The organism is Zobellia sp. B3R18 (genome assembly GCF_018860715.1).
In the GTDB taxonomy this organism is placed as follows: Bacteria; Bacteroidota; Bacteroidia; order Flavobacteriales; family Flavobacteriaceae; genus Zobellia; species Zobellia russellii.
Genome location: NZ_JAHKQG010000008.1, coordinates 1 through 12,171 on the forward strand (window position 1 = coordinate 1; position 12,171 = coordinate 12,171).

General features: G+C 34.1%; 12 protein-coding genes. 5 read left to right on the top strand and 7 right to left on the bottom strand.

The features are described 5' to 3' along the window. Nucleotides 1-148: 148 nt before the first annotated feature. Together KO513_RS05200 and KO513_RS05205 are read right to left on the bottom strand one after the other, a co-directional pair. A complete protein-coding gene (locus tag KO513_RS05200) occupies nucleotides 149-712 on the bottom strand; it encodes a PIN domain-containing protein (RefSeq protein WP_215912568.1) in 564 nt (187 codons plus the stop codon). Further along, the gene (locus KO513_RS05205) at nucleotides 702-1,157 is read right to left on the bottom strand and encodes a helix-turn-helix domain-containing protein (RefSeq protein WP_215912569.1); all 456 of its coding nucleotides are present in this window, start codon (nucleotides 1,155-1,157) and stop codon (nucleotides 702-704) included. The genes KO513_RS05200 and KO513_RS05205 overlap by 11 nt, the downstream gene beginning before the upstream one ends. Nucleotides 1,158-1,633: 476 nt before the next feature. Between KO513_RS05205 and KO513_RS05210 the strand changes: the two genes are divergently transcribed. Then, on the top strand, nucleotides 1,634-2,929 hold the full coding sequence (locus KO513_RS05210) for an AAA family ATPase (protein WP_215912570.1): 1,296 nt from the start codon (nucleotides 1,634-1,636) through the stop codon (nucleotides 2,927-2,929). A 5-nt stretch (nucleotides 2,930-2,934) separates the two neighbouring features. Further along, nucleotides 2,935-3,573: an RloB family protein gene (locus KO513_RS05215; protein WP_215912571.1), complete on the top strand. Its 639-nt coding sequence runs from the start codon at nucleotides 2,935-2,937 to the stop codon at nucleotides 3,571-3,573. Nucleotides 3,574-3,936: 363 nt separating this feature from the next. Here the strand turns inward: KO513_RS05215 and KO513_RS05220 are convergent, their stop codons facing one another. Next, the gene (locus KO513_RS05220; protein ID WP_215912572.1) at nucleotides 3,937-4,992 is read right to left on the bottom strand and encodes an IS110 family transposase; all 1,056 of its coding nucleotides are present in this window, start codon (nucleotides 4,990-4,992) and stop codon (nucleotides 3,937-3,939) included. Nucleotides 4,993-5,287: 295 nt separating this feature from the next. Next, nucleotides 5,288-5,917 carry a nitroreductase family protein gene (locus tag KO513_RS05225; protein WP_215912573.1) on the bottom strand — a complete coding sequence of 210 codons (630 nt, stop codon included), beginning with the start codon at nucleotides 5,915-5,917 and terminating at the stop codon, nucleotides 5,288-5,290. A 107-nt stretch (nucleotides 5,918-6,024) separates the two neighbouring features. Here KO513_RS05225 and KO513_RS05230 point away from each other — a divergent pair, with 107 nt between their 5' ends. Beyond that, nucleotides 6,025-6,375 (top strand): winged helix-turn-helix transcriptional regulator, encoded by a 351-nt coding sequence (locus KO513_RS05230; RefSeq protein ID WP_215912574.1) that lies wholly within the window; start codon nucleotides 6,025-6,027, stop codon nucleotides 6,373-6,375. 152 nt (nucleotides 6,376-6,527) lie between these two features. Here KO513_RS05230 and KO513_RS05235 read toward each other — a convergent pair whose 3' ends face one another. From KO513_RS05235 to KO513_RS05245, 3 genes are all read right to left on the bottom strand, one after another. Then, on the bottom strand, nucleotides 6,528-7,658 hold the full coding sequence (locus KO513_RS05235) for an acyl-CoA dehydrogenase family protein (protein ID WP_215912575.1): 1,131 nt from the start codon (nucleotides 7,656-7,658) through the stop codon (nucleotides 6,528-6,530). Between the two features lie 31 nt (nucleotides 7,659-7,689). Beyond that, nucleotides 7,690-8,556 (bottom strand): helix-turn-helix domain-containing protein, encoded by an 867-nt coding sequence (locus tag KO513_RS05240; RefSeq protein ID WP_215912576.1) that lies wholly within the window; start codon nucleotides 8,554-8,556, stop codon nucleotides 7,690-7,692. A gap of 177 nt (nucleotides 8,557-8,733) precedes the next feature. Beyond that, nucleotides 8,734-9,423 (bottom strand): cupin domain-containing protein, encoded by a 690-nt coding sequence (locus KO513_RS05245; protein WP_215440159.1) that lies wholly within the window; start codon nucleotides 9,421-9,423, stop codon nucleotides 8,734-8,736. Nucleotides 9,424-10,155: 732 nt separating this feature from the next. Between KO513_RS05245 and KO513_RS05250 the strand changes: the two genes are divergently transcribed. Together KO513_RS05250 and KO513_RS05255 are read left to right on the top strand one after the other, a co-directional pair. Beyond that, complete coding sequence (locus tag KO513_RS05250) at nucleotides 10,156-10,689, top strand: nuclear transport factor 2 family protein (RefSeq protein ID WP_215912577.1); 534 nt, start codon at nucleotides 10,156-10,158, stop codon at nucleotides 10,687-10,689. A gap of 333 nt (nucleotides 10,690-11,022) precedes the next feature. After that, entirely contained in the window at nucleotides 11,023-12,132 is a 1,110-nt protein-coding gene (locus KO513_RS05255; RefSeq protein WP_215912578.1) for an alpha/beta fold hydrolase, read from the top strand. Nucleotides 12,133-12,171: the final 39 nt, after the last annotated feature.

Genomic DNA, 12,171 nt, shown 5'->3' on the forward strand with positions numbered 1-12,171 from the left:
GTGCAACAGGCACAATGTATAAAAACAATTGCTCAATTTTGTGCTTAACCAAAGGGCGTTGCAAGTTTACTACGTCTGATTTTCCTGCGGAAAATCCTCGCACGTAAACCCGCAACTATTCTTATACTAACCGTTGTCATTAATTTACTCAAAGTTGAGAATGCAAGAAGTCAGCAGTATCTTTTAACCCTCTATTTCTGAGTATATCCAAGACTTCAAATTCATCTAAATCAGGATTCCGACGATACAACACCATTTCTTTAAACGCTTTTACAGCTTCATCAGGATTTAAGTCAATAATGTCAGTTAAGAAGTCATCTGCCGTCTTAGCTGAAAGTCCAAAAGATGATAAATACTCTTTCGGAAAATCTTTAATATTATTAGTGACAATTACGTTAGCATTGGTCTTAATTGCTGCGGCCAGCACATGACAATCATTTGGGTCAGGTAATTCTAATCCAGAAATCAACCCTGAATAGTTCGGTACGAAAGCATCTGGAAATGCCAAATTGGCTCTTGTCATACGTTTTGAAATTTCGTCTTCTGAAACTCCTTTTCTTTTCATAACATCCGCCCATTCATCAAAAATATGTTCACTCCATTTAGGAGTATATAAATCATAATGAGCAAACCAAAAAAGTAAATCTCTTATCTCAATTGGATAAATAACATTTGTATCTAATACACAAATAAAGCGAACACTATGTATCATACAGTCCGATTTCTTCGTCAGATTGCATAATTTCAATAATATGCTTTTTCTGAGCTTCTTTCATTTTTCTCTTATGCTTCATTACATCTTCAAACTTAACTCTACGGTGTTTTCCAACTTTAGTAAAATCAATTTTTCCTTCTTCTAAAAGTTTTACAAAATGAGGTCTAGAACAACCTAAAATCTCAGCTGCCTTTTGTGTTGTAACTTCCGTAGCTATTGGCACTAAAGAAAATGGTTTACCTTTACTCATTGCTTCTAAAATCTCTCCTAAAAGTTTCAAGGCGCTTAATGGAATTTTAATCCTTTCTTGAGTCTCATCTATCTCAATTTCAGGATTGTTTGACTTTAATTCCTTAATTACAGAAGAAAGAGCATCATAAGATTGCATCGCAACCTTTTGCTCCTCCTTTGAGGCTTTATTAACGTTATTGTAAGTTTCCATTTGGTTTATGAGTTTTCTTCTTTACAATATTAAACGAAATAAACGAAACAATCTTACATTTGAAATGTTAAAATTAAAAACTAATGACAACAAAGGTAACCGTTGCACAACTGTATTTTTCAATTGAACCCCATAATTTTCATAATCTTTTAGAAAAATTACAACTAAAAATTAAATAGTTACAAATTTACATAAAGCTAAAAATGTATAATTTTATGAAATTACAGCTTGTGCAACAAGCACATGGGCTATAATTCATTGTGGCGGATTTCCTGAACGGAAATCCTTACTTTTAAATTAAGGTTAGATTTCGGGCGGAATGTTCACTGCGTGAAATTCCACAACGAAATCATAGCCGGACCGTTGGCAGTAAGCTGACCAATGTAACTCATTAACAAAAATTAAACACAAAAATTTAAAATAAATCATTTTTTTACCGTTAATTTGTAAACAACTTACAAAATAGAGATAATAAAATGATAATCAATTTTAGTTTGCAAAATTTTGGTTCTGTAAAAGAAAAACAGACGTTGACTTTTGAAGCAGACAAGTCTGAACACCTTAATGATTATTACATAATGGATGTAAGTGGTTTTAGATTACTTAAACTAGCCCTTATATATGGCGCTAATGCATCTGGAAAAACTACAATACTTAAAGGATTAGAATTTTTAAGAGACTTAATTCTAGAACCCGAAGAAAAGAAAACTGATACATTGGACTTCAAACCTTTTCTTTTCGATAAAGAGACACCTAATCAGACTTCAATATTATCTATCGATTTTTTACAAAATGGAATAAGATATGACTATGAAATAGAATTTACAGAAAAAGCCATTATTAGTGAAAAACTTGACAACTACAATCCCAAAAAAGCTAATGTTTTTAAAAGAAAAACCGATTTAAAACATCAGTTTACAGAGATAAAATTTGGCAGCAAAATAAAAAAAGACAAAACATTTATCAAAACTCTTGAATCCAACACTCTATGGAATAATAGCGTTTTAGGTGGGTTTCTAAAAACAAACATCGATTCTATTGAATTAAACGAAACTATTGATTGGTTCAAAACATATTTGAAGCCACTAGTATACACAAGGACTGAACTAGAAGGTTATATAACCTCAAAAATTGATAACAATGAAATTCTAAAAAAAGATGTAATAAATATCTTAAAAAAAGCAGATTTTCATATTTCAGACATACATATTCAAGAAGAAGACAAAGAATTACCTGATGGTTTTATTGAGTTTATAGAAAAACAACTTAAAGCCTCTAATGAAAGAGTAAAAAAGCTTAAAGAAGAAGGTAAAATAACTTCAGTAAATATCGATTTTGAACATACCGTAAATGGTAACAAGTATAATCTACCAATAGACCTAGAATCTCAAGGTACTAGAAGATATTATGGTTTTGCTGGTTTACTCGCATTGTTAATTAAAAACAATCACATTATTCCAATAGATGAACTTGAAGCTTCTCTTCATCCAGATTTGTATATTCAATTTTTATTATCATTTCTTGTTAACTCTGAAAATTCTCAAATATTAGCTACTACGCATAATAGAGAAATATTAGATAACAAAGATGTTTTTAGAAATGATGCAATTTGGTTCACAAATAAATCAGAAGACTGTTCAACAGAACTTTACTCTTTAGCTGATTTTGACACTTCTGTGGTAAGGAACACTACAAACGTACTAAATGCATACAAAAGTGGAAAATTAAAAGGAAAACCTAATTTAGGTGATTACTACATTGATCTTGACTAACGCTTATGAGACAAAGATCAAAAATCAAAATAAAAGGTTCCAAGGCATTTGCATTTGTTGTTGATGGTGATACCGAGGTTTGGTACTTACAAATGTTCAAGCGTAACGAAAGAGAGCTAAACATAAACATAGAGCCAAAACTTCCAAGTAAAAAAAGTATTCCTGAACAATTTAAAATGGTTAAGGATTTAGCTGAAGACTACACTAAAGTTTTTTGGATTGTGGATTATGATGTAATTGCAAAAGAAACACGTGAAGCCAAAAAAGGTTTTGAAACAAGCGAACAATTATTTATTAAACTAAAAGAAAAAGCTGAAAAGTTTGATAATGTTATTGTCATTGTAAATAATCCCTGTATCGAATTTTGGTTTTTATTACATTTTGAAAAAACCAATAAACTCTTTACAGACTGTAATTCGGCAGAAAAGCAACTAAAAAAACACTTAACTGATTACCAAAAAACAAGGAAATATTTCACAAAACAGGATAATGATATTTACTTAAAACTCAAACATAAATTAAGTGATGCAAAAGTAAATTCTAAAAACCTAAAATTTGATAAATACAATACAAGTAAAGCAATCTGTGAAATGAATTCTTTATTCGAAATGGAAGAAGTTAAAAAGGTAACCGACAAAAAGTAAAGCCTACTGCCAACAATGCATCCTATGAAAAGCCCTAGGCCAGTTCTCTAAAGATAATATTTTATTTTTTATTAGTCCATAATGTTGATTTTGGGGTGTTGTATTGTTGGCAACCCTTTTCAGCATAATGCTTGGTTGTCAATACTTCAACACCATATATAACTTGCTCCGCATCCTATATGTGGTCCGTGCTTTGGGCATGGCCACCAGCATCTGTATGATTATAAGTTATAATAAGCCTGGTCACTTGCTAACCGATGTGGTTCTCGCCCGCGGCGAGACCACCTACATTGTTTTGTGATCCAAGCATATCTACTATTCTTTTTGAGCTCAGTTATTTTGTTACTGTTCATCTGCCTTATTTTATTCCAATACCCCTATCACATAAGGGGTCTCCGTCTTTATGACCGCCAATGTCCTGCTTAGTAGTTTCCTAGCCACCTTTACAATGACACTCTTCACATTTTTTCCGTGATGCTTGCGGTAATAGCCCTGCATCACGGGATCTGTTCGAATTGCCTGCCAAGAGGCCTCAATGAAATAACTACGTATTAAACGGTGGGCACGCATACTCACCCCCGTATGTCGGATGGTATCGCCACTTTGGTAAATGCCCGGTGCCAGACCTACATATCCGGCCAAATGTTTAATATTCTTAAAACGGCGCAGGTCGCCCAATTCACTCAAAATACCACTGGCAACTATGGAACCTATACCAGGAATACTCCGTAAAAGCAGGTAATCTTTCTTAAAGTGGATTTTGGTATACCGGCGCAATAAGGTGGAAACATCTCGAAACTCCTGGTCAATAAACCGAAAACTGCGCATCCGGCTACGCAAAACTTCATTACCCGTATCATACTCAAAATCCAAATTATCAAGCCAATCCCTAAACTTATGGCTCCAATGATCGTTATCGAATTCTTGGGGTATCCTAATACCATAATACAACAACTGCATCTTGATATAGCTCTTGATCTGGCGCATATCCTTTACCAAATCGTTCCTACGACGGAACAGACTACACAGTTGCTCCCTACACTTATCCGGCACACAAATACTGTTCAACCTGTCATCCTTGAGTTCTCGTGCTATGAGCTGGGCATCGATCCTATCTGTCTTGGTATGGCGCTCCTTGCCCTTTCTGAAAATATCGGCTGGATTGACCACTAATGACCGCCATCCATAACTTACAAAGCTTCGATGTGCATGGTATCCGCAACAGCCCGCTTCATAAGCAGTGGACACTACATAACCTGGATAATGCTTGGCTACATATTCATAGAGCAGTTCGGCATCGGGCGGCATGCTAAAAGTCTTTCCGGATGACAGATCCGTCGCACAATGTACCTTCCAACTGCGTTTGTGTATGTCGATACCAATGAATAACTTAGGTGAAGCAGTAATTTGAGTGTTCATATCTTTGATTTTTAGTTCATCTTAAAGATACTCGACTTACTGCTTTTACATAGATGCTATAATTAATACGGGTTTTAGGCTTTAAGCTAAGGTCTGCGTATATTTAGAGTGTCCGCCAAATCTTTTGGATTTGGCTTTTTAAACAGAAAAGATAAAAACAAAACATAAAAATTAGGCTCTGTGTTAATCCGAAAAGTTCGTGTCTTTTTACACGCTACGTTTTATACACAAACCGTTGGCAGTAATGTAAAAAAGCTACCTGATTTTGTTCAAGTAGCTTATCCTTTATCTATAATTAACTCACTTTTGTTGAAAAAACCTCTATTGGTAGTCTAACTTTTTTCAGATTGGCTAAATAATCATTTTCTTCATCTCGATATCCTAATGCTAGGATAACAACACTTTTGAGTTTTTTCTCTTTCAAACCTAATAATTCATCAAATTTATCTGCATCAAAGCCTTCCATTGGAGTAGAATCAATTTTTAATGTTGCTGCCGCAATTAATGCAGTACCTAAACCAATGTAAGCTTGTTTTGCTGACCAAATAAAATTTTCATCATCAGTTCTAGATAATAAATAATCGCTAATTGTTTTCTTAAAATCTATTAAATCCTCAACTGGTGTTTTTCTTTCCTTAGCAACAAATTCAATATAATTATTGATTGTATCTTGATTAATAGAGTCAAATGCGGCAAAAACTAAAAGATGTGAAGATTCAGCTATTTGAGAATTAAATGAACCTTCGCCTAATTCTTTTTTCAATACTTGATTGTCAATTACAAAAAGTCTGTACGTTTGCATTCCAATGGAAGAAGCGGATAGATTTATTGCTTCTATTATTTTTACTAAATCATCATTAGCTATTTTTTTATTACTAAATTTTTTTGTGGCATATCGCCATTTTAAATCGTCTATTAATTTCATTATTATTTCATTTTAAAATTATTATTCAAAAGTAATCTGCCAAGGTTACTTTTTGTAACTTACTTCCAAAAAATAACAGTAACATTAGAGTAACCAAGTGACTTATTATGAAACCAGAAATAGAACCAATAAAAGAATGTAGCCAAACTATTTTAGCAATTCACGATGTAATGGATATTCTAAATGGAAAATGGAAAATATCCATTATCGCGTGCCTTTGCTATAAAAAAATGCGTTATTCTGAATTGTTACGCGAAGTAAAAGGAATATCAGGCAGAATGTTGAGTCGAGAATTAAAAGAATTGGAGATGAATCAACTTATTATAAGAAACGTGCTAAATACTCAACCTGTAACTGTGGAATACGAAATAACAGAATACGGCTCAACACTTAAAAATTTGACTAATACTATTGCAGAATGGGGTATAAAACATAGAAAAAGAATAATTGGTAAATAGACATAAACACTACCGCCAACAAGGTATATAATCCATTGCTAGTGCGAGCCTGCTTACCAAAATCCTCGCGGATTTTCTCTTCTGTTTGTAATTATCATATTAGTTGCTTAAACTCGCAACAAACCATATACAAACACGTTAGCAAAAATTTGCTATTTCAATAAAAAATCGCCTGTAAAATGCTGTTGTTTCTTTTCAGGTAATGTATGAAAACCAACCGCTTGCATGTCACGAAAGAGTCGCTCCAATTCGTATTTTCTGTAAAAACTTTGACCACCTACCGTTTCCATGGCCTTATTCACAGTTTCTTTACATGCATTCGCGACCAAAGTTTTTCTAGTCAACATTTCAACACCTATTCTTTCCTCAGCCTGAAAATCTAAATCATTGGCTATTTCAAGCATGTCTTTATGTAGCACTTTGGCCAATGTGAAGCTATTATAGACTTCCCCAAGTGAAATAGTAGTTTCATGAACTCTACTCTTTTTCGATTTTTCTAAAGTAATCTTCATCGCTTTTTCTGCAATCCCTATATAGGGAGCCATTATTAACGGCAACGCAACGGTTAATACCACATTCCAAAACATAGGGAATTCGCCTTTTGCTCTCTTCATCACTATGGAGTCTTCTGGAATAAACACATTATTAAGGATCACTGTCTGCGAACCTGTTCCGCGCATTCCCAATGTGTGCCAGTCATCCAATAGCTGTATTCCTTCAGATTTCATAGATACTGTAAAATGGAGTACTTGCCATCCCTCTTCTGGATCATTATAGGGTATACTGGTAACCAAGAGATCACCTATTGCAGATTGGCTTGCAAATTGTTTTCTTGCTGAGACCAAATAACCATTATCAATTTTTTTCATGGTTCCGTTAGAATCTAGCCAGTCACGTGCACCTGTGCTGACCAGCACCAGGTTTTTATCCACTACTTCTTTTAAGAATTCTTCGCCTATGCCTTCATGTTTATATTTCCAGATATTTGCCGCAAGAAGGTGTTGGTGCATGGACAATGCCAATGCGGTAGAAGGGCAATACTGCGCTATTTTGACCAATATAGCACACATATCGGTAAAGGAAACACCAGCGCCTCCCAATGCTCTTGGTATCATAGCCGTTAAATATCCTTGTTCCTTCAACAATTGATAATTATTGGCTACAAAGGTATCAGCCTGATCGTGAGCAAATCCGTTTGCAGCCAATTGGTCTCCAAGCTGGTCTATTAGATTAAGCCATTGCTTTGAAGTTGTTTCGGTCACCTTACTTTCATGACTATTCATAATACTACTGAATTTTTTTCTGGGAAACCTCTTAAACTGACAGTTGCGCTTTTTGAAATTTTAAAGGGGTAATACCATTCTCGTGCTTGAATACTCTTGCAAAATGGGCTGGACTTTCAAAGCCACTATCAAAAGCCACTTCATATACTTTTAGATTGGTATTCTCCAATAATAGTTTCGCATGAATAAGCCTTTGTTTAGTAAGCCATTTTCCTGGTGACATTCCATAAACGCTATAAAAGTCGCGATTAAAAGTACTTAAACTTCTGTGTGATAGTCTTGCAAAATCAACGAGCGATAAATTATAGACAAAGTTGGCCTCCATTATGTTTTTAATAGATGGTTTAACTTCTTGGGCAATCTGTTTAAAATAGCTGCCTATTTCAGGGTTGGATGGCAGTGACAAAATATTGACCAATAATTCTTGAAATTTTATTTCTATCAGATATTTTGAAGGCTTTTCATCATTGGTAAAGTAATCTAATATTGAGGTAAAATAAGTACTTAAAGTTCTATCCATTTTCACAGGAATTGCACTGTCACTTTGAAGATTACTGTTTAGATTGGCACCAATTTCAGGTTTTTGTGACATAAAATCCTTGACATAAGAATCGGGAATAAAGATTACTATGGCGCAAAAATCAGAGTCAAAATACTTCTCAATTATATTTGCCCCTTTTTTTACAAAAAGTACCTCATTGGCATTAACCATATAACTGTTCTCTAGCGTTCGCCATTTCTTTTTACCTTCTAGCACATAAATAAAATAATTTAAGTGGTTCCAAGCGGTGAATATCGATTTTGTCTCTGCACATCGATACTCCGAAAACATAAGTGACGACACTTCAATTTTCTTGAACGTAGGTGTTCTTTTTGCTATGTCATAACCATTACCCATTATTTATATATTTTTCACTTAGAAAAGTACAGCTTTTTGAGAGAATGAAGTCATAATAACCAACTTAGGCAATGACTACTCATGTTTTAAGTGATAAATATCTCAACGCCCTATTTTCTTACTATTATGAAGATTTAAGTAATCACGTCTGTTTAGTATAAAGCCAAGAACTTATTTCTATTCAATTTTTGAAGGTTTTAATATCAGGTCGTTGTCTGCTGCTAATTTGGCAAATTCCTCTGCACTAAGCGTATTAGATGGTTCTGTTTCAGGCTTTACCCCTACTTTTTTAAAAAAGTCCAACAGACCATGCTTAGCATTTGGTACCGTAGCAAATACCAATTTTAAAGGTTCCTTGCCCGTATTTTGAAAGGAATGCCATTCTCCCGGTGCAGTATACCATACATAGCCCTCTTTAACGATTGTTTCTTTACGCTCATCATTCTCATAACTAATTACTACACCTGTTCCTGAAAGAAAATAAGCAATTTCTTCTGTTTTATTATGCTTGTGTTCTGGTAAAGCCCCACCCACTCCCAACTCGTATTTTGAAAAACCTGAAGAAGCATCTGGGTGACTTTCAGGATCCATATAAATTTGAAGTAATCCTCCGGACCCGAGTTTGTCTTTACGCTCAGGAAATATCCACAGTTGTTGGGCGTCATTTGGCGTAATTATTCTCTTACTCGTGTGCGTATGTGTGGAATTATCATGAGTATGAGCTTCTTCTTTAAGAGAAAGTACTGCCACCGAATCCTCTTTTTTTTCTGGTTTATTTACGTTTTCACCACAACTTTGAGCGACTGTGAACACCATAATTATGGCAGCTAACTTTATAAATTTTAGGTCCTTTTTGTTTTTAAGCATGGTTGAAGAATTTATGATTATTAGTAACTTTATTATACGAATCAAATCTATAGAGAATAAAGGTACTTTAACTGACTGCGGCTTTCAATAAATTGACTAAGCGTGTCAAAACAATAATTTTGAAAAAAATATACCCATTTAAAACTTGCTGAATGTCAGTTACGACTAAAGAATACCAAGCACTATATATACAGTTTTCATAAAAAAAAACTATTGCCACAATGGCTGTAATAACTAGGAGTTTAGCTGCTTGATTAAAATTTGGGCATATTTAGAATGTACGCCAAATCTTTTGGATTTTGCTCTGGACAAGAAAAAATAAATTAAATCATAAAGCTTTAGCTATGTGTGTGGCGAAAAGCAAACCCTAGTTTGCTCCCATACTTTTAATAGCTTATGCATACAATACTTCTTCAATTTTTCTAGACTAGTTCTAGATACGATTACCTAGCATTTATTACTTATTATTCTAAGGAGTATTCAGCCAAGCAGAAAGTAACTTTTTTTAACCGTTTTGATTTTTATATCAGGAATTCCACATGAATCCAGTTATACTATAAATTTTTAAATTTCAATTATTTAGAATATTTTGTACTTATATCTAAAAAAATTAATAGTTTAGGTTTCTATTAAAGTAAGTTAGTTCCCCAAGTATTTATTGCCAGAAAAATTATTCCCCCATTTGTTGTAAATCAACCAATTGAGTAGAATAATAACCAACAATTATATATTATGAGAACAATTAGAAAGATTATGCTTTTTACGCTTACTTTATTTTTCACTCCGTTAATCTTTAACGCACAAGAAATTTCGGCTACTATGGATTTCGAGAATGCCGAAGTAAATGTAGCAATCGTATCTAATTACGTAAATGCACTTCAAAACGAAGATGTGCAAACTATGGTAGCGCAATTAGCAGATGATGCAAAGATTTATGGTCTAACCGGAGGTCCTTCAAACGTAATGAACCCCATGCAGTTATCCGAATATTACAAGGAAAGCTTCACAACCACTAAACATAAGATTGACGAAAACACGTCCTATGCCCCCATAAAAGTAACCGGTGGAATAAACGAGGGCGAGTGGGTCATGGTTTGGACTACCGATACCATTAGCTCTAAGAAAACCGGTCAAGAGATTCCGATACCTGCGCAGGTAACCTGTTTTTTAGAAAACGGTAAAATTACGATGATTGCCCATTACTACGATCAGTTGAATGTGATGACCTCTATGGGCTACACACTACAACCCCCTTCAAAAGAGTAACTAAACTTGTCTTATTGATTCTCAAACCCAGAAAAAATTTCTGGGTTTGATTTTAAATTATAATAATCCGCAGAGCTTTTGACAGGTATTATTCAATTCCTTATTAGACCAAAATTATCTACTACTGAAAGGAATATTGACTTGGTAGCTTGAAAAAAACTGGCTACGCCACGACCAATAAACAATGCGGGTTTTGGTTCTGTCCAGAAAAATAAATCAAAGCCTAAAGATTTAGCTATGTACATGGTGGAAAGCAAGCCCCAGTTTGCTCCCTTACCATTCATCACTCAAACGTTATGGGTAATAAAAAAACACAGAATTGATTAAGAACATATGAAAATAGTAAAGAAAATAGGAAAATGGCTTTTGTTTTTATTGGGGGCGCTTATTGCGTTTATTTTAGTTGTATTACTTATCATCAGAATCAACAGTTCTGGAGAAGAAGAACCTTTTTTAGATGAAAAGGGCAATGTACTTCCAAATAGTATAGCTACACATGAGGATATGACTATAAATGGAGTGCAACAAAGGGTTACTATTAGAGGGAAAGACAAAAATAACCCCGTACTACTAATAGTTCACGGAGGACCGGGTGCACCAATTTTACCGGTAATTTACAAACTATCAGGAATTGATCTAGAAGATATATTTACGGTTTGCTATTGGGAACAAAGAGGCTCCGGACTAGCTTATAATGATAGCATACCTGACTCGTCCATTACCTTAGACCATATAATAGATGATGGTTTGGAACTATCAAATCAATTGAAAAAGACTTTCAAAAAAGATAAAATTTACATTGAAGGTTTATCGTGGGGAACAGCAGTAGCAGCTTATATGGTTCAAAAACAGCCTGAATTATATCACGCTTATATTGGTAGTGGTCTAATGGCGAATCTTTCACTTTCAGAAGAGTTATCCTATGAATTTGCAATGTCTGAATCGCAAAAACATAATGATACCGTTTCAATCAGTCAATTGAAACAAATTGGGAGACCTCCTTACGTTAAAAACTCAAAAAATTCAGTAACCGAAGCCTTTGAAATAGAACGACAAATTGTAATGAAGTATGCGCCGATAAAACTTGATACCGACTTTAATTTTATTAAAAGTATGTTTTTAGATAATGGGTTAACGTTTAAGGAAAAATTTACTGATATGATAAATAGTCCTGAATCCTACTATCCTGCCGCTAAGATTTTACTACCTACTGCAATAGATATGAACTTAATGCGTGATATTCCTGAGTTCAAAGTGCCCGTTTATATATTACAAGGAGACAATGACCATTTTACCGAAACGCCTGTAGCAAAAATGTATTTTGATTCCATTATAGCGCCATCTAAAAAATGGTTTTTGTTCGAAAATGGAACGCACGGTGTACAAATTGAGTATCCAGAAAAATATCGTTCAATATATATCAATGAAATACTGGGGAAATAATTACTATCCTCAACAATAGTAACCGTTGCACAAGTCGTT

Bases quoted from the DNA above. Each gene is read 5' to 3' on its own strand.
- KO513_RS05200 (WP_215912568.1), bottom strand. From the start codon at position 712: ATGATACATAGTGTTCGCTTTATTTGTGTATTAGATACAAATGTTATT.
- KO513_RS05205 (WP_215912569.1), bottom strand. From the start codon at position 1,157: ATGGAAACTTACAATAACGTTAATAAAGCCTCAAAGGAGGAGCAAAAG.
- KO513_RS05210 (WP_215912570.1), top strand. From the start codon at position 1,634: ATGATAATCAATTTTAGTTTGCAAAATTTTGGTTCTGTAAAAGAAAAA.
- KO513_RS05215 (WP_215912571.1), top strand. From the start codon at position 2,935: ATGAGACAAAGATCAAAAATCAAAATAAAAGGTTCCAAGGCATTTGCA.
- KO513_RS05220 (WP_215912572.1), bottom strand. From the start codon at position 4,992: ATGAACACTCAAATTACTGCTTCACCTAAGTTATTCATTGGTATCGAC.
- KO513_RS05225 (WP_215912573.1), bottom strand. From the start codon at position 5,917: ATGAAATTAATAGACGATTTAAAATGGCGATATGCCACAAAAAAATTT.
- KO513_RS05230 (WP_215912574.1), top strand. From the start codon at position 6,025: ATGAAACCAGAAATAGAACCAATAAAAGAATGTAGCCAAACTATTTTA.
- KO513_RS05235 (WP_215912575.1), bottom strand. From the start codon at position 7,658: ATGAATAGTCATGAAAGTAAGGTGACCGAAACAACTTCAAAGCAATGG.
- KO513_RS05240 (WP_215912576.1), bottom strand. From the start codon at position 8,556: ATGGGTAATGGTTATGACATAGCAAAAAGAACACCTACGTTCAAGAAA.
- KO513_RS05245 (WP_215440159.1), bottom strand. From the start codon at position 9,423: ATGCTTAAAAACAAAAAGGACCTAAAATTTATAAAGTTAGCTGCCATA.
- KO513_RS05250 (WP_215912577.1), top strand. From the start codon at position 10,156: ATGAGAACAATTAGAAAGATTATGCTTTTTACGCTTACTTTATTTTTC.
- KO513_RS05255 (WP_215912578.1), top strand. From the start codon at position 11,023: ATGAAAATAGTAAAGAAAATAGGAAAATGGCTTTTGTTTTTATTGGGG.